The 17,466-nt window shown below is 52.3% G+C and carries 19 protein-coding genes; 17 read left to right on the top strand and 2 right to left on the bottom strand.

Features of this window, described 5'->3' with window-relative positions:
• Positions 1–18: 18 nt before the first annotated feature.
• Positions 19–615 (top strand): TetR/AcrR family transcriptional regulator, encoded by a 597-nt coding sequence (locus ACFOLF_RS02790; RefSeq protein WP_210039919.1) that lies wholly within the window; start codon positions 19–21, stop codon positions 613–615.
• A 65-nt stretch (positions 616–680) separates the two neighbouring features.
• Here ACFOLF_RS02790 and ACFOLF_RS02785 read toward each other — a convergent pair whose 3' ends face one another.
• Positions 681–1,565 carry a helix-turn-helix domain-containing protein gene (locus tag ACFOLF_RS02785; protein WP_210039920.1) on the bottom strand — a complete coding sequence of 295 codons (885 nt, stop codon included), beginning with the start codon at positions 1,563–1,565 and terminating at the stop codon, positions 681–683.
• A 182-nt stretch (positions 1,566–1,747) separates the two neighbouring features.
• On the opposite strand from ACFOLF_RS02785, the gene ACFOLF_RS02780 reads away from it, so the two are divergent.
• The 15 genes from ACFOLF_RS02780 to ACFOLF_RS02710 all read left to right on the top strand — a co-directional run bounded on the left by ACFOLF_RS02780 (position 1,748) and on the right by ACFOLF_RS02710 (position 15,829).
• Positions 1,748–2,590: a phytanoyl-CoA dioxygenase family protein gene (locus tag ACFOLF_RS02780; RefSeq protein WP_210039921.1), complete on the top strand. Its 843-nt coding sequence runs from the start codon at positions 1,748–1,750 to the stop codon at positions 2,588–2,590.
• Between the two features lie 149 nt (positions 2,591–2,739).
• Positions 2,740–3,645, top strand: a complete 906-nt coding sequence (locus ACFOLF_RS02775) for a copper amine oxidase N-terminal domain-containing protein (RefSeq protein WP_210039922.1) — start codon at positions 2,740–2,742, stop codon at positions 3,643–3,645.
• A 142-nt stretch (positions 3,646–3,787) separates the two neighbouring features.
• Positions 3,788–4,459 carry a PspA/IM30 family protein gene (locus tag ACFOLF_RS02770; protein WP_210039923.1) on the top strand — a complete coding sequence of 224 codons (672 nt, stop codon included), beginning with the start codon at positions 3,788–3,790 and terminating at the stop codon, positions 4,457–4,459.
• A 124-nt stretch (positions 4,460–4,583) separates the two neighbouring features.
• A complete protein-coding gene (locus ACFOLF_RS02765; RefSeq protein ID WP_210039924.1) occupies positions 4,584–4,988 on the top strand; it encodes a DUF350 domain-containing protein in 405 nt (134 codons plus the stop codon).
• Positions 4,989–5,024: 36 nt separating this feature from the next.
• Positions 5,025–5,531: a DUF4178 domain-containing protein gene (locus tag ACFOLF_RS02760; protein WP_210039925.1), complete on the top strand. Its 507-nt coding sequence runs from the start codon at positions 5,025–5,027 to the stop codon at positions 5,529–5,531.
• A 12-nt stretch (positions 5,532–5,543) separates the two neighbouring features.
• Positions 5,544–6,281 (top strand): DUF4247 domain-containing protein, encoded by a 738-nt coding sequence (locus ACFOLF_RS02755; protein ID WP_210039926.1) that lies wholly within the window; start codon positions 5,544–5,546, stop codon positions 6,279–6,281.
• Between the two features lie 231 nt (positions 6,282–6,512).
• Entirely contained in the window at positions 6,513–7,064 is a 552-nt protein-coding gene (locus ACFOLF_RS02750; RefSeq protein WP_210039927.1) for an MOSC domain-containing protein, read from the top strand.
• Between the two features lie 116 nt (positions 7,065–7,180).
• Positions 7,181–7,510, top strand: coding sequence for a metal-sensitive transcriptional regulator (locus ACFOLF_RS02745; RefSeq protein ID WP_210039928.1), 330 nt, complete (start codon positions 7,181–7,183; stop codon positions 7,508–7,510).
• Positions 7,511–7,602: 92 nt separating this feature from the next.
• The gene (locus ACFOLF_RS02740; protein ID WP_210039929.1) at positions 7,603–7,803 is read left to right on the top strand and encodes a copper ion binding protein; all 201 of its coding nucleotides are present in this window, start codon (positions 7,603–7,605) and stop codon (positions 7,801–7,803) included.
• A gap of 89 nt (positions 7,804–7,892) precedes the next feature.
• Positions 7,893–10,319 (top strand): heavy metal translocating P-type ATPase, encoded by a 2,427-nt coding sequence (locus tag ACFOLF_RS02735; protein ID WP_210039930.1) that lies wholly within the window; start codon positions 7,893–7,895, stop codon positions 10,317–10,319.
• 16 nt (positions 10,320–10,335) lie between these two features.
• Positions 10,336–11,202, top strand: a complete 867-nt coding sequence (locus tag ACFOLF_RS02730; RefSeq protein WP_210039931.1) for a hypothetical protein — start codon at positions 10,336–10,338, stop codon at positions 11,200–11,202.
• Positions 11,203–11,440: 238 nt separating this feature from the next.
• Positions 11,441–12,136, top strand: a complete 696-nt coding sequence (locus ACFOLF_RS02725; RefSeq protein WP_210039932.1) for a response regulator transcription factor — start codon at positions 11,441–11,443, stop codon at positions 12,134–12,136.
• A 37-nt stretch (positions 12,137–12,173) separates the two neighbouring features.
• Positions 12,174–13,289 (top strand): sensor histidine kinase, encoded by a 1,116-nt coding sequence (locus ACFOLF_RS02720; protein WP_210039933.1) that lies wholly within the window; start codon positions 12,174–12,176, stop codon positions 13,287–13,289.
• Between the two features lie 125 nt (positions 13,290–13,414).
• Positions 13,415–14,791 (top strand): cytochrome P450, encoded by a 1,377-nt coding sequence (locus ACFOLF_RS02715; protein WP_379113337.1) that lies wholly within the window; start codon positions 13,415–13,417, stop codon positions 14,789–14,791.
• A 69-nt stretch (positions 14,792–14,860) separates the two neighbouring features.
• Positions 14,861–15,829: an ArsR/SmtB family transcription factor gene (locus tag ACFOLF_RS02710; protein WP_210039934.1), complete on the top strand. Its 969-nt coding sequence runs from the start codon at positions 14,861–14,863 to the stop codon at positions 15,827–15,829.
• A gap of 62 nt (positions 15,830–15,891) precedes the next feature.
• Here ACFOLF_RS02710 and ACFOLF_RS02705 read toward each other — a convergent pair whose 3' ends face one another.
• Entirely contained in the window at positions 15,892–16,122 is a 231-nt protein-coding gene (locus ACFOLF_RS02705; protein WP_210039935.1) for a hypothetical protein, read from the bottom strand.
• 40 nt (positions 16,123–16,162) lie between these two features.
• On the opposite strand from ACFOLF_RS02705, the gene ACFOLF_RS02700 reads away from it, so the two are divergent.
• Positions 16,163–17,056 carry a helix-turn-helix transcriptional regulator gene (locus ACFOLF_RS02700; RefSeq protein WP_210039936.1) on the top strand — a complete coding sequence of 298 codons (894 nt, stop codon included), beginning with the start codon at positions 16,163–16,165 and terminating at the stop codon, positions 17,054–17,056.
• Positions 17,057–17,466: the final 410 nt, after the last annotated feature.

Genomic DNA, 17,466 nt, shown 5'->3' with positions numbered 1-17,466 from the left:
CAAAAAGGGGAAAACGACATGAACGGATTTGAGAAGAGAGCCGAGCGTATTAAAGAGAAGATTATGATGAGTACCTTTGAAATGCTGAAAACATGGGAGCCCAAGCGGATACGGATAGCGGATATCGCAAAGAAGGCGAATGTGTCGCAGGTTACGATTTATAATCATTTTGGAAGTAAAGACTTGCTGCTGCGGGAAGTGTTCATGGATTATATCAACAAGTACACGGCGGAATTTGAAGCCTATATCACGGAGAAGCATTCCTTGAAAGAGATCGTACAGTACAGCATTATCCGCGGCAAAGAATCGTATAAGATGCTGCCCGCTGCGGTGATCAAGGAAATCATGATTGAGGACCATGAGATGAATCAATATTTTGAAACGGAATATAAAGAAAAAGTCCTGCCGCTTATTGTTCGTTTAATCAATGAGGGGAAGGAACGGGGAGAAATCTCAAGCAAGGTTTCGATTCCAACGATACTGTTTTATATCGATATGTTTTTTCGGCAATCCGAACAATTGCTGGATTACGCCCGGCAGTATGGAAATATGGAACAATTTATAGAAGAAATGAATATTTTGTTTTTCTATGGCATTTGCGGGAAGGATGAGTAAGGGTTCGGCTGCACCGAATATCTTTGGTTGGAATGAAAAATTTTAGCATGACAAAAATTCCAGCGCTATCCTCTACCCTGATCCCGCCACTGCCCGGGAGAGAACCCCGTGCGTTTTTTAAACGTTTTGGAGAAATGGTGAATATTGGCAAAACCGCAGTAGGAGGCTATTTCCTCCTGGGTTAACAGTGAGCTTTGCAGCAGCTCACGGGAATGCGTAATGCGCATCTCCAGCAGGTACTGGTGCGGGGAAACCCCATAGCGCTGCTTGAACAGCGCGCTGAACCGGGACGGGGAGAGATTGGCTCTGCCGGCCATGTCCTGGATGGAAAGAGGTTCGTTCAGATGCACCGAGAAATACGAAACGATCCAGCCGAAGGGATCCTTGGCGCTGCGCATGCTGAAGCTGTTTTCCCGGTCGTAGGCTTCCAATACGGCAATCATCAGCTCGGAGGCAAGCAGATGCGCCTTCAGCTGCATCAGGGGATTATGCTGCTGCCATAGCTCGGTCAACCGAATGATGGTTTCACTGAATTTTTTCGGATTGCCCACCGTAAGCCTCACCGGAATATGAACCCCGTATACCTGCTCCAGGTCGGGCTGCATCAACTCCTGGTATGCGCTCAGGTCGAGCTGCCCCGGCCGGGTGGCGAAGCTTCGTTCACGCTCCGGATTATAAAACACATCCAGATGGGCATAGGGAGTGATGGTATCCGTAAGCCCCTCCAGCACGACAAGACTCCCAGGCTGAACGAGGCAAAATTGTCCGGCTTCAAAACGGTAGACCCGCCGGTCGACCGTTATTTGGCATATCCCTTCCTGGATATAAATAAGAAGATAATCAAGCAGCCTTCTCTCGGGGTAATCCCACGGCCGCCGAATGGCATATTCACTATTCCGGATATAAGGTACGAACGGGGGAGAGCTGCGCTGAACTTCACGGATATCCATACTGCGGGCCCCTTTACTCTGACGGTGTTCATTATCTAGAAGTATATCATAATGAAACTCAGATTTTCAGTTGTTTTTGACAAACATCCAATAAGGATTGACAATGACCATCCTCATGCAAATGAATATAATCGTCATATAACGAGATGATGATTCCGTATTCCATGAAGGAGGAATAAACAATGTCAGCCGATGAACAGATCACCCTGCTGCCTGCTTTGGATGAGCCGTATGAAATAACAGAAACACAGATCAAGAACTATCAGGAGAAAGGGCATGTCCTGCTGCGCGGCGTCGCTTCGGCCAGCGAGGTTGCGGCTTATGAACCGATAATCAGCCAGTGCGTCCAGCGGTTGAACAAGCAGAACAAGCCGCTTGAAGAGCGGGACACATATGGAAAGGCTTTTATCCAGATCGGCAACCTGTGGGAAAAAAGCGAGGCAGTGGCCAAATTTTCGTTGGCCCGGCGTTTCGCCAAGATCGCTGCCGATCTGATGGGCGTGGATGGCGTCCGGATGTATCATGATCAGGCCTTGTTCAAAGAACCATACGGCGGCCATACCCCCTGGCATCAGGATCAGATCTACTGGCCGCTGGATACGGACAAGACAATCACGCTCTGGATGCCGCTTGTGCCGATTTCGGAGGAGGTAGGCTCCATGACTTTCGCGTCCGGATCGCACAGCCAAGGGTACATCAACCGGATGGTGATTTCCGACGAATCCCATAAGACGCTTGCACAGTATATCGATGGCAAAGGCTTTGAACAGTGGACGTACGGAGCAATGGCCCCGGGAGATGCCACATTCCACTCCGGCTGGACGGTGCACAGCGCACCGGGCAATCCAACGGATCATATGCGCAAGGTTATGACAATTATCTATATTGCGGACGGGCTGCGGATAGCCGAGCCGGAAAGCAGCGCCCACCGAAACGACATGGCTGCCTGGTTCCCCGGTCTTGGACCGGGCGATCTCGCAGCGAGTCCGCTCAACCCGCTGCTGTACAGCCGCAGCAGCAACTGAATCCAGTCTAAATTTCTCTTAAAGAAACCTCCATCGCGGCTCTTTCTGCGATGGGGGTCGTTTCCAGTTTGCCGATGATATGATAATCTATAACCATGACGATAATAGAATCTTGCCTGCGAACCAACAAGCAAGGAGGAAACAATCAAATGATCAAATGGTTTAAAACGGCCGCCGCTGTCTCCTTGCTGTTGGCAGGCACAATGACAGCAAGCATGTCCGCATATGGCGCAGCTCCCGTACAGCCACAGGTATTTATTGACGGCAAGCTGCAGGAACAGCCCATTCTCCTGCAAGGCTACACGCTCGTTCAATTGATTGCCTTTAACGACCCCGAATGGGTGAGCTATTCGTACGATGCGCCCGCGAGGACAGTTGTCATCACCAATCCGAGCCAGAACATGACGGTCATGCTGCAGGAGGGGGTGACGGAAGCCAATGTCAATGGAACCCGCGTGAAGCTGGATGCGCCGGTTCAGATTATTTTCGGCCGTACCTATGTTCCGCTTCGTTTTCTCTCCGAGACTCTGGGCGGTACAGTGGATTACATCACGGCCACCAGACAGGCGATCGTCCGCACACCATCCGGAGAAGCCGACTACCGGAAGCTTATGACGGGCAGCCTCCCGGATGCCCGCAATATTGCCGCCAATCTCAGTCCAATCCCGCTGGAGAAAGGGCTAACTCCCTTAGGGGAAGGATTCTCTGAGGATTATGTCTTTCCCCAGGGAGAAGCCCTTCGATTTACGAAGGAATACAAAGGCTTAATCAGCTATATTGAGATTAACGAACAGGGACTGGCCGAGGTGAAGTGGCAGAAGGATACCTGGTCGGCGAGCGGCAAGTATCGGGAATCCGGATCAAAACCGCCGGCATTTGGCGAGTCTACTTATTTTATGTATAATTTTTCAACCCCGGCATTCATAAAATACGGTACGATCGGAAGCGATGGCAAGGTGAGCGATCTGCCTCCGTATGCGATTTCGGAGCAGCGCGGGAAGAGCAGAGAAATTTTTAATCCGGTTGAAGGCGAGCAGCGGACGGATAAACGGTAGCGCCATTATCATTTTTTTCCAAATGAAATAAAATCTTCAGTTGATTTTAGTTCCGCTTCGGATACATAATTGAAACGTATCTTGCTCTGATTGCGTAATAGGTAACATCAACGCAGAACATATTAAGGGAGGACTACAAAAAATGTCGATTTTTAAACGTCTGAGAGATTTAACTTTATCCAATGTGTATGCCATGATTGAGAAAGCCGAGGATCCGGTTAAACTGACTGACCAATATATTCGCGATATGCAGGAAGACCTGGAGGATGCTGAGAAAGCCGTCGCCGCTCAGATTGCGATCGAGAAGAGATTCAAGCAGCTGTATGAAGAGCAGGAAGCGCTCGTGAAGAAACGGCAGGAGCAGGCTCATACGGCAGCTCAGGCGCAGAATCTCGATCTTGCCCGCCGCGCTCTCGAAGAGAAGAAAGCGGCCGAGCAGAAAATGAACGAATATAAAACCAATTATGACCAGAATAAAGCATCAGCCGACAATCTGCGCGATAAGCTTGCAGAGATGCGCAAGCAGCTGACGGATATGAAGAACAAACGCGAAACGCTGGTTGCCCGTTACAACGCAGCGAAGGCACAAACGGACATCAACAAATCGATTGCTGGCTTCAGCGCCGATACGGCAACTGCGGGAATGAAGCGGATGGAGGAGAAAATGCTCCAGATGGAAGCGCAGGCGGAAGCAAGCAACGAAATGAACAGCAAGGAAAAGTCGCTTGACGACGAGATCGAGGCGCTTGGCAAGGATAAAGCGGTCGAAGATGAGCTGGCAGCTCTGATGAAGCAGTACGAGAACAAGAACTAAACAAAAACGTACCTAAGAAGAACGTCCGCCGACGATGATCGCGCTCACCCGCTGATCTGACGTCCCCCAGACGTTTTTTCTTTGCACGAATGGATGCGGCAAAATTGATGATGGAGGATGTCCGATGACCTTACAAGAAGTAGTGGGCATGTTGGTGTGGACCGGAGCGGGAGCAGTGCTCCTGATTGTACTGATGACAGTGGATTCAATGTTCACGCGATACAAGGATATGGAAGAGATCAAGAAAGGCAATGTAGCGGTTACCACCAGATTCGTCATGAAGCTGCTGGCGCAAGCTTACATTCTGTCCCAGTCCATTGCAACCTCCAACCATTTGGGCGAAGCGCTGCTGGTTTCCGTGATCTCCTTTGTGATTCTGCTTGTACTTGAAACCCTGCTGGAGCTAGTCTTCCGCTCCATGTTTAGCCTGCACCTGGACAAAGGCACGAAGGAAGGCAAAATCGCCCACGCGCTGCTTGCCGGCTCCTTCCATGTTGCCGGTGCATTGATTATCGGGGCGTGCCTGTAACAACAGGGCCAATCCACATAATAAGGAGCGATGGCGATGGGCCTGTTTAAACGTATCAAGAATATAATGGCAAAGCCGGAGCCGCCAAAACCGGAGAAGACTATCCTTACCATTGGACCCGGTGATATTTGTGAAATATCGCTGGTCACCTATCAGGTCATTGGCCGTACCCAGAACAGACAGCGCAGATTGATTGTGCTGACCCTGCAGGATGGGGCTGCCGTTTCCTATCTGACGATTGAAGAACGCGAGCAAACGGTATATGCCATTTATACGCCAATTGACGGCAGGCTGGATTCGGTGGATGAGGTCCCTACCGTCATCGAGCTGGACGAGAGGACCTATCATCTGGAGGAGCAGTATTCCGGGCTGATTACGGTCACGGGCAAGGCTCCTTTTGTGCAGGGCGGCGAGCAGTATGTATGGCAGTATCAATCCGACGATATGAAGCTGCTCCGGATCGAATGGCAGGATGGGCGGTTCATGATGTATGAGGGTGAAGATGTGCTTCCGGCCGACGTCCGCGTCCTCCGCGGAAGTTAGGGGGTTCAAGCAATGAGACGAAGGTTGTCATTCTACCTTAAGAATCTGCTCGCTATCAGTCTGATTGTTCCGCTTCTTGCGGCATGCGGCGTAACGAGCACGATTGAAGACCAATACCCGCTGGAATCAGTGAACGGCAGCGGATCCGCGACATCGTACATCTATCGGTCGGAAGGTCTCAGCGTTCCGGAAGTGGCCAAGGCTCTGGCGGATGAGAATAAACCGCAGCAGGTCTCAGACGAGAAGACTGACCATATGTTTCTGGTCTATTCCGATAAAATCATTCACCTGCAGCAGGATGTGAAAAAGCCCGAAGATACGTTGATTGAAGTCGATTCCAAAGAATATGTCCGCAACAATTACAGCTCCAGCTTCCTTCAGGGCTATATTGTGGCCAGCCTGCTTGGCGATCTGTTCGGAGGCAGCCGCGGGGGCTCTTATCGCGGATATACGGATGCGGATACTTATAAACCGAAGACAGGCAGCTACCATGCGCCTACCGCAAACGAGAAAAAAGCGATTCCGCCGATGACGGTGGACCGCAAGGGCTCTATTTTCAAAAGGGCCAAGGACGCCGACTCCAGCAAAGCCGGCAGCGGCAACAGCATTTTCAATAAATCGCCGCCCAAATCCGGCACGATTACGAGGGATTCGGGCAGCGGCGGCAAGAAATCAAGCTGGCTCACCCCACGCAAATCAACCAAGCCCAAAACCCGCGTAGGCATGGGGAGGATTTCCAGGCGAAGGTAATGGTTAATCGAAATGGCAAAAGGACAGTTGGAGCCCGAATATGGGCTCCATTGTCCTTTTTATTTCGTGTATAGCTTTAATTTTCACATGAAAAGAACATCCGGATTCGATCCTCATTGTTATATAGTTAGAAGAAAGATGGAAATTATGGCGGGTCGGCCGGATGGGATGCCGCCGCAGCAGCCAGCCATAATAAAGCAATGACGCGATGAAACTGGGGGCGTGAGAAGAATGGCAGAGAAAAGCATAGCAGTTGTGGAAGCCGTCCTGATTGCGGATGCACCATCCTCGTTCGTTACCAGAAGGATCGGGGAAATCCAGGTTGAGCTTGGCGGCATACCGGGCGACCGCCATTTCGGGCTGCTGCGCAAGGCTGATTCGCGGCAGAAAATTTATCCGCGGGGACAGCTTATTGCCAACCGCCGTCAAATCAGTATCGTTTCTGTCGAGGAGTGCCGGCAGATCGCCCGCAACATGGGTTTGGCGGAGATCAGACCGGAATGGCTGGGCGCCAATTTGCTGCTTAAGGGACTGGATCCCTTGACCACGCTGCCCTTGGGTGCCAGACTGGTATTCGCCTCCGGGGCGGGGTTGATTTGCGAAGGTGAAAATATGCCGTGCAAGGATCCTGGAGAGGTTATTGAATCGGAAATATATCCATCAGCGGCGGCCAAAAAATTCGTGCCTGCGGCGAAGAAGCTCCGGGGCATCGTCTGCTCTGTCGAACGGGAAGGGGCCATTCGGAAGAATGATGTCGTAACCATTATCAGGCCCCAGTCATGATAATGGACAATTATGGAATATACATAGGGAAGATTGAACGGAAAATTTAATGCCGCTGCCCGCTTGACATACCCATGGGGGGTATTGTATATTGTAGAAGAAGAGGTGATCCGCTCATGGATGAGTCAGTCGAACTGCATGATAAGGAAAGCTGTGCAAGTGAAGGAGAGCGCAAGAGTCATCACTCAAACGCCATGAAGACCAATTTAATAACCCGGCTCAACCGGATTGAAGGCCAGATTCGCGGTGTTAAGGGACTTATTGAGAAGGACACCTATTGCGACGATGTTCTGAATCAAATCGCCGCCATTCAATCCGCGCTCAACGGTGTAGGCAAGCTTCTTCTGGAAGGGCATATGAGATCCTGTGTTGTGGAGCGCATTCAGGCTGGCGAGCATGAAGTCATTGATGAGCTGCTGATTACAGTCAAGAAACTGATGAAATAAGAAGAAGCTGCGTTTCATCCTGCTTGCGGTGCTGCGTTTCTCTTCCCATTATAATATCCGGCGGACTAAGGCCGCCTATAGGAGGAATCATCATGGAGCATGTTCTGTTGAATGTAAAAGGAATGTCCTGTGGTCACTGTGTGAATTCTGTTGAAGGGGCCGTCAAAACATTAGGCGCTGCCGCCAAAGTGGATCTCGCCAAACAATCGGTCAGCATTGATTACGATGCATCGAAGATCTCGCTGGCTGCAATCAAGGAAGCGATAGAAGATCAAGGGTATGACGTAGTGTAAGGATCCGGAGCCGCCGGATGGACGGCTCCTTTTTTATACGTATAATTATACCCTACTGGGGTACCATATAGAGAGAATGGGTGATGCATATGAGTCCGGTGCCAGAGAAGGAATATGAACAGCAAACGACCCTGCAAATTTCCGGTATGACCTGCGCCGCATGCGCAAACCGGATCGAGAAGGGATTGAGCAGGCTCACGGGTGTATCGCAAGCCTCCGTTAATTTTGCTCTGGAACAGGCTTCCGTCCACTATGATCCGGAGCAGGTGGACAGAGAGCAGCTGGAGAATAAGATCCAGGCGCTTGGCTATGGCACGGTTCATGAGACCGTCGATCTGGCGATCGAAGGCATGACTTGCGCGGCTTGCGCAGCCCGGATCGAGAAAGGCTTGAATAAGCTTGAGGGTGTGCAGCGGGCTGCTGTCAACCTTACGCTGGAAACCGCAAGAGTGGAGTATTCCTCCGCGGATGTGTCTGTTTCCGATATGGTCAGCCGCGTGGAGAAGCTGGGCTATAAAGCCAGACTGAAGTCAGAAGTCATGGATGCCGGAGAACGCCGCCGCCAGGAGATACGCAGACAGAAGAGCAGGCTGCTGGTGTCAGCTGTATTGTCACTGCCGCTGCTCTGGGCGATGGTTGCGCATTTCTCCTTTACCTCCTGGATCTGGCTTCCGGAATTGTTGATGAACCCCTGGTTCCAGCTTGTGCTGGCGGCTCCGGTCCAGTTTATTATCGGCGGACCTTTCTATATAGGGGCTTATAAAGCGCTGCGCAATGGCAGCGCGAATATGGATGTGCTTGTCGCACTGGGCACATCGGCGGCCTTTTTCTACAGTCTTTATCTGACTTTTCAGTCGATCGGCAGCCATCACCAGGTAGACATGTACTATGAGACAAGCTCGATCCTCATTACCCTGATCCTGCTGGGCAAGCTGTTCGAGTCCCTGGCCAAAGGGCGCTCCTCGGAAGCGATCAAGACGCTGATGGGCCTGCAGGCGAAGACCGCTTTGGTCATTCGTGACGGGAGAGAGCTGCATATCCCGATTGAAGAGGTCCTCATCGGAGATGTCGTGATTGTGAAACCGGGGGAGAAGGTACCGGTTGACGGTGAAGTGCTTGAGGGAATCTCCGCTGTTGACGAGTCCATGCTGACCGGGGAGAGTCTGCCTGTCGATAAACATGCCGGAGAGTCTGTGTTCGGCGCCACGATCAACAGGAACGGGCTGCTGAAAATTAAGGCGACGAAAATCGGCAAGGACACCGCGCTTGCCCGGATTATCAAGGTAGTAGAGGAGGCGCAGGGCTCGAAAGCTCCGATCCAGCGCGTTGCCGATGTAATCTCCGGTATTTTCGTCCCGATTGTCGTTGGCATAGCCGCCGCGACTCTATTGATCTGGTACTTCGGAATCGAGCCGGGCAATTTTGCCGGAGCGCTGGAGAAGGCGATTGCCGTTCTGGTCATTGCCTGCCCGTGCGCCCTTGGTCTTGCGACACCGACCTCCATCATGGCGGGATCAGGACGCTCGGCTGAGCTTGGCATTCTATTCAAGGGCGGCGAGCACCTGGAAGCTGCGCACAGGATCGATACGGTTGTGCTGGACAAAACGGGCACTGTGACCAAAGGGCAGCCTGAGCTGACAGACATTCAACTGGAAGCGCCATGGGACGAACAACAACTGCTAGGCTGGATAGGATCGGCTGAGCAGGGCTCGGAGCATCCGCTTGCTGCAGCCGTTGTCCAGGGAATTCAGCAGCAGGGAATTACGCTTGTCAGCGCGGAATCGTTCGAAGCTTTGCCGGGGTTTGGAATCCGGGCCAAAGTAGAAGGCCGCGAGCTGCTGATCGGGACACGCAAGCTGATGAAGGCGAACAACGTGACGGCGGATACCGTGCAGACGGAGATGAACAGGCTAGAAGAACAGGGGAAAACCGCCATTCTGGCTGCTGTTGACGGTCAATATGCAGGTATGCTCGCCGTTGCGGATACCATCAAGGAAACATCCAGTCAGGCAGTCAGCCGTCTCCGGCAGGCTGGTCTTGATGTGATAATGATAACCGGAGACAACGAGCGTACTGCCCGAGCTATTGCCAAGGAAGCTGGAATCAGCCAGGTGCTCTCGGAAATACTGCCTGAGGGAAAAGCGGCTGAGGTGAAGAAGCTGCAGGCGGCGGGTCGAAAGGTCGCGATGGTGGGCGATGGCATTAATGACGCCCCGGCTCTGGCGGAAGCGGATATCGGCATGGCAATCGGGACAGGTACGGATGTGGCCATGGAAGCAGCAGACGTGACGCTTATGCGGGGAGATTTGAACAGTATCCCGGATGCCATTGAAATGAGCAGGAAGACAATGCGCAATATCAGGCAGAACCTGTTCTGGGCGCTGGCTTATAATGTCATCGGCATTCCAATTGCGGCAAGCGGGTTCCTCGCCCCATGGCTGGCAGGCGCTGCGATGGCGCTCAGCTCGGTATCCGTCGTGCTGAACGCACTCCGTCTGCAGCGGGTCAAGTTGTAATTCACGGAGGTTAACGATGAGACGATTATTAATAGTAGCGCTGATTGCTGTGTTAAGTCTTGCGACTGCATGCTCCAGATCCAAGCATGATGAGGCGCCTCTTGCGGCAGAGAATCAGGATAGTGCCGAAATGAATCAAATGAATCATGATGGTCATGATGCTTCAGGGCATGCAGCTTCCGGTACATCCCATATTCAGACGGAGGCGGTCTGGAAGCTGTCGGACGAGAAGCCTCAGGCAGGGAAGACCACTGCGATAACTGTACAAATTAACGATGGGAAGGGCAAGCCTGTCGCGGAATTTGATTTTAATCACGAGAAGCAGATGCATCTGATCATCGTCAGCAGGGATCTCGCGTATTTCGATCATATCCATCCGATATATAACGGGAATGGACAATTTCAAGTAGAGACGGATTTTCCTGCGGGGGGCGACTACAAGCTGATTGCGGATTACGTGCCGACTGGCGGTTCTGCAGTGAACAACAGCACCTGGATTTCCGTGCTTGGGTCGGCGGGTGAAGCCAAACCGATCGAACCCGATAAAAGCCTGGTCAAGACATTTAACGGCGTAGAAGTGACACTGTCTTACGGCCATCTGATGGCTGGCATGGATTTGGAGCTTAATTTTCACATGACCGATGCCAATACGCATGAACCGGTTACCGATCTTGAGCCTTATCTGGGCGCTGTAGGTCATGTCGTAATCTTAAGCGCAGATGCGGAGCAATATCTCCATGTGCACCCGACCGAAGAGAAAGCCAAGGGACCGGATGCCGCCTTCATGACCCGTTTTCCGGAAAGCGGAATTTACAAGGTATGGGGCCAGTTCCAGCGGGAAGGAAAAACGTTTGTGGTGCCTTTCGTCATCGATGTTCCTTGACGTGTCAGATTGAGAAGCCACAAATTAATCAGCAGTCGGAGGCACAATAAATAGTGATGCAGCAGGAGGCGCCGTTCATGCGGCGCTTTTTTGCTGATTGTTCGCAAGCGGCGTCACTCACGGCGCCCTTTACTGGCGTGCTGCCCGAATTTTAAGAAAAAGATAAGAACTTCAGAATGTGAAAAGCCTTTCCAGAGTTGGTATAATGAAACGTACTTATGAAAGGACGTCATATAAAGTGAATCTTAAAACGCTGCTTCTGGTCGACGATGAACCCGAAATCATCAAGCTGATGCAGATTTATCTGCAGCAGGAAAGCTATCGTCTTCTTATTGCCGCAAGCGGTGAGGAAGCGCTGGCAATCATAAGGCGGGAGCCCGTGGATCTGATTGTGCTGGATATCATGATGCCGGGAATGAATGGAATCGACACCTGCCTGAAAATTCGCGAGCTGGGCGAAATGCCCATTATTTTTCTGTCGGCCAAAGGTCAGGAAATGGATAAAATTACCGGACTCAGCGTAGGAGCGGACGATTATGTCACCAAGCCCTTCAGTCCGCTGGAGCTGATCGCAAGAATCAAAAGCCAGCTGCGCCGGTACAATAAATATACTTCCCCCCAGACAAGCGGCGATACCATGGTCATTGATGGTCTTGTGATCCATTCGGCCGCGCATGAAATAACGGTGGAGGGAATTCCCGTCAAGCTGACTCCACGGGAGTTTGCGATTGTTGAGCTGCTTGCCCGCAATCGCGGAATCGTCTTCAGCATCGAGAATATTTATGAGAAGGTGTGGAAGGATGCTTTTTTTGAAGCGAATAATACCGTTATGGTCCATATCCGCAAAATCCGCGAGAAAATCGAAACCGATCCCCGCAAGCCCCGTTACATCAAGACCATATGGGGAGTGGGCTATAAGATCGATAATCAATAGTTTGCGAGTCCGTTAAGCCGAAAGGAATCTGTTTCTGATGAAACCCCGATTATTCCGAACATTTCTGTGGAAGTTTCTGCTTGCCTTTCTGGCCAGCCTGCTGGCCTTGGGCTTGGTGCTGACGCTCGGTTATTTTCTGGCTGCCCAGCTCATCCGCTTCAATCCTTCCTCCTCCTTTCCGCTTACCTCGCTGCTGCGCTGGATCATTAACACGGTCGGATCGGTCACAGTCATGTCGGTGACGGGATGTGTCTTGTTTCTTCTTTTCTTCTTTATCTTTTCACGAAACATAATCCGGTACCTCGAGCTGATTACCTCCGGATTGCAGCAGATTGCCGGAGGCGATTTGTCTCATCGCATTCCGGTCACTTCCTCCGACGAGCTGGGACAGGTTGCCCGGACGGTCAATGAGATGACGGCGCGGCTGAGTCAGGCGCAGGCAGAGGAACGTGCCGCCGTCCAGGCGCGGAATGATCTGATCACCGGCGTCTCCCATGATTTGCGGACACCGCTTACTTCCGTACTCGGCTTTCTGGGGTATATCGAGCAGGATCGATACAGGGACGAGCTGGAGCTTCGCCAGTATGTGAGCATTGCCTATGAGAAATCGCTTGTTCTGGAGAAGCTGATTGATGATCTATTCGACTATACACGTGTGACCAGCAGCGATATTCCGCTAAAATTGGAGCAAATCGATCTGGTTCCTTTCCTCCAGCAGCTGGCGGATGAATCGGTGCCCGCGCTGGAGGCGGCAGGCATGATCTGCCGGGTTCATGCGCCCTCTGCAACGATTATCGTGGAGGGAGATGGCGAATTAATGCTGCGTCTGTTCGAGAATCTGATGACCAATGCGATCCGGTATGGCCGGGATGGACGGTACCTGGACATTGAACTGACAGAGGAGCGGGGACTGACGTCGGTCATTTTCCGCAATTATGGCGAACCCATACCGGTGAGCCATCTGCCGCATCTTTTTGAACGCTTTTACCGTGTGGAGGCTTCCCGTTCCAAAAAAACCGGCGGAAGCGGGCTGGGCCTGGCCATTGCCAAAAGCATCGTGGAGCTGCATGGCGGCACGATTACGGCGAGCAGCGACAAGCGCAAAACCGAATTCAAAATTCTGCTGACCAGCATGCAAGCGGCATTGCGGTAATCCGGGATTTAGTGAGCGGGAGGCGGCTTCAGGCAAATGCGCCTTTTTCGTTTGCATTTGGACTGGGACTGCCGGTATTCGCTCTAATTTGAGCATTGGACAAAAGGGCGGTATGATGGAGGAGCATGAACCGCAATCGTAAAGGGGAGATCAGCTTGACCCGAGTGGTCGGAATTCCTTCATCCCGAGTTGCCAATTTTCTGAGCTTTCAGCGGGATCCGCTCCAATTCCTTATCAATGCGCTGCCCTTAGGGGAGATGGTATCCCTGCGGACAAGCTCGTTCCGCCCTACCTTTATCGTAAACTCGCCTGCCTTCGTACAGGAAATTCTCGTGCATCAGGAAGAACGCTTCCGCAAAGGCCGCAGCTCCAACGTACTGCGCAGAACCATCGGCGACGGTCTGCTGACCGCCGAGCATGAGCGCCACAGGCAGCAGAAGAAATACCTGACGCCTGTTTTCTATAAGGAACGCATTCAAGCATACGCCGAGGTCGTTATGGAAGAAACAGAGCGGCTTGCCGATACGCTTCAGGAAGGCGTCATGGTTCCGATGCATGATGTGATGATGCAGCTGACGCTCGGCATTATTTCCAGAAGCATGTTCAAGACAGAGCTTCATGAGGCCAAGACCGAGCTTGCGCAAGCGGTGGACGATACGATCAGGCTAAGCGCCAAAACCATTTTCTCGCCAATCATCCTCCCGCTTGCCGTGCCGACTCCGAAAAATCGCAAGCACCTCAAAGCGATCCGGTCTCTGGAGGATATGATCTACGATACCATTGCCGAAGCCCGCAGGAACCCGGAGCAATATGCCGACAGCCTGCTGGGGCTGCTGCTGGATACCAGGGATGACCAGGGCGATCCTATTCCCGATGTGGAAATTCGCGATCAAATGATGACCATGCTGCTGGCAGGACATGAGACCACAGCCAATGCCATTGTATGGGCGCTTTATGCGCTTGACCGCGAGCGTTCAGTAGATGAACGGCTTTATGAAGAGATTCAGGACAGACCGCTGACCGTCAGACAAATGCGTGAGGGACAATCGGCTTTTGACCTTTACCGCGGGCTGGCTTACACCAGGCAGGTTATACAGGAAACGCTGCGCTTATATCCGCCTGCATGGGCGATTCTCCGTGAAGCGGAGCAGCCGGTCGAGATGCTGGGGGATCATTTTCCGGCAAACAGCAGCTTCCTGATCAGTCCGTATGCCATCCACCGGAATGACCGGGTATTCGGAGATGCTGCCGCATTCAGGCCGGAGCGGTTCGACGCCGGCATCTCGCAGTGGCCGAGGTTTGCTTATTTTCCATTCGGCGGCGGCGCCCGCGGCTGTATCGGGTCGCAGTTCGCGCTGATGGAGGCCGGTTTGATTCTGGCGGTGCTGGCGCGCAGATTCCGCTTTACATCCGCTCCCGGCCAGGGCGAGGCGGAGCCGGAGCCGCTCGTGTCGCTGCGCATCAAGAACGGACGCTGGATGATCCCGCATCGCCGCGTTTGACACATAGTAGAAACAAGTTGGGCATTTATTATGCGTTTAAGAGATACGCCTGTCGAGAGGAACGAGTAGATGAGCGAGATAAAAGATTTCGTGCAGCGCTACCCGGCTAACCGCATTGTCGATGTTGCCAAAGCGCTGTCCGGTGATTTGAGGCTGCGCATATTGGAAACGCTGGGTGAGCGCCCCATGAGTATTTCCCAGCTTGCGGGTACGCTGGGCGTTGCGCAGCCGACCATTACGATTAATATTCAGATGCTGGAGCATGCCCAACTGGTCAGCTCGACGCTTGGCGCCAACAGGGAGAAGATTTGCACGGTCACCTGCAGCTCCATTCTGCTTGAGCTGCCTTCCAAACGGGGGGAAGGACTTCACAAGCTGGAGGAAATTCATATGCCGATCGGCATGTACTCCCAGTGCTCCATTGAACCGTACTGCGGGATGGTGAACAAAGAGGGGGTCTACATCGGCTGTGTCGATGACCCAAGAGCTTTCTATATGCCGGAGCGGGTGGAAGCCTCACTGCTGTGGTTTGGGGGCTCAGGCTATGTGGAATATTATTTTGCCAACCCGGTTCCTCCTGGCGTCAGCTTCAGCGAGCTCCGCTTTCAGGCGGAATTATGCGCGGAAGCCCCTGGCTTCGATATGAATTGGCCTTCGGATATTTCGCTGTTTATCAATGATTGTCCCGTCGGGATGATAACCATTGAAGCGGATTACGGGGACCGCATGGGCAAGCTGACCTCTGCAAAGTGGAACGGCGGCACACAATACGGGAAGCTGATCCAGTGGAGAGTATCGGAAGAAGGCAGCTACATTCATGAGGACCGGAAGTCCGGGACAACGCTGCGTGACTTGAATTTGACCTTCAACAAGCCCATTCGCGTCCGGATCGAGGTGTCCGGGGATGCTATCAACCGGAACGGGCTTAATTTATTTGGCGCCTCTTTCGGAGATTATCCGCAGGATCTGATATTGTCTTTCGTACAGATCCATGAATCGGGGGAGCAAGGAAGAAGCCTGATCCAGGACGATAAATGAAGATAAACTGAAAATGTCAAAAAGACCCGGGACATCGCTATTGGCGATGTCTTTTTTGTTTATTACAACTCAGCGGCAAGATCCGACGCCTCGCAGCCGGGATCCAGGGCAAAGCCAAGCTGGTCCAGATTGAAGATCAGAACCAGCCGTTGATCATCACCGTGCAATTCCGGGTCTAACGCTGCTTTATTTCCGGAAGCGGCACCCGAATTGAAGTTTTTTTGCAGTTTAGGGTCAAATGCTGTTTCATTCGGCTGCAAATGTTTGATAGAATAAACGGGCGGAAAAAACATAACATTCCGTTTAAGCTTACTTCAACAGGGAGGCCTTCTTTTGTCGTCCGATCCACTGCTTACTTTTTTATCTCCACCGCTGCCTTATTTTATCGAATCCAACCGCAATACCTATCCGCCCGGCGGCGAGCATCCAAACCGACGAAATATAGGTGTCTTCGATTTGCTCTTCGTTCATAGCGGAATGCTATATATTGGTGAAGAATCGCGTACATGGGAGCTGGGGCCGGGACAAATGGTGATTCTGCGCCCCGACCGCTGGCATTATCCGGTCAAGCCCTGCTCGGAGCATACCGTCATAGACTGGGTTCATTTTCAGACGGCAGGTCTCTGGGAGGAGCTCGACGAGAACAACTGCGGCACGCTTCGCGGCGATTATTATTCGTATGCCATACGGCTGCCCAAGTCAATGACGCTCCCCTTTCCGGAAGAAGCGATTTCCTTGTTCGGCAAGCTGCATGAAGCGGCCCGCGGCACCTCGCACAGCGCCTTCTGGCAGCGCCAGCAATGGTTTCTTCATTTGCTGCAGCTTTTTGACGAGGGCTGGCGAACGGATGCGGCCAAGGCGCCGATTTCTGTTGCGGAGCAGGCAGCCGCTTATTTGAAGCTTCATTTTCGGGGCTCGGTCACCAACAGCAAGCTTGGCGAGGCGCTGGGCCTGCATCCCAACTATATTGCAAGATGCATGAGCGAGGTGTTCGACTGTACGCCTCAGCAGTATCTGCTCTCCTACCGGCTGGATCAGGCGAAGCTGATGCTGCTGCAGACGAATTGGCCCATATCCCGCATAGCGGATGAAACCGGATTTAAGCAGACCCCGCACTTCTCGCGTTCCTTCTCGGACCATATCGGCATCACGCCGCTGCTTTACAGAAAACGGTTCACAGGCGCTGCGCTTGCCCGGAACATCACGAAGCAGGAGGATTTTGAATAAAGGGAGCCCCGCGTTTCCCCGCAAGGATGATCATACAGGCAGCTCCGGACTTGAAGCAGGTCTGGGCTGCTTTTTTTTCTTCCATGTTAGAGACCCATTGACATGGAAAGCAAATTCACCTCCAATGCAACTTCTTTTGTATTCATCGGCTATTATCCGTTTTAAGGATTCTCCAACAAATTTATTCTGCGTATTCGCTGGTCGGGCCATAAAGGCATAGGGATTATGAACGTTCCGGCAGACTGCCAATCCGCTATCAGCTGGCTCCTCAAGGCACGGTCAGACTTTCCGGCTGTACCGTGAAAGATTTCTTTTGAATATAGACAGGCTCTCGGCTATGATGAGGATAGAGCCTGATTGCGAAGCATGCCTTAATGGTTAATATGGACTATAAGCAGGCAATCGCTGAT

It is taken from the genome of Paenibacillus sepulcri (assembly GCF_042647105.1).
GTDB classification, from domain to species: Bacteria; Bacillota; Bacilli; order Paenibacillales; family Paenibacillaceae; genus Paenibacillus_Z; species Paenibacillus_Z sepulcri.
Note: the sequence above shows the minus strand (reverse complement) of the source record. Positions and strands in the feature narration are given on the sequence as shown.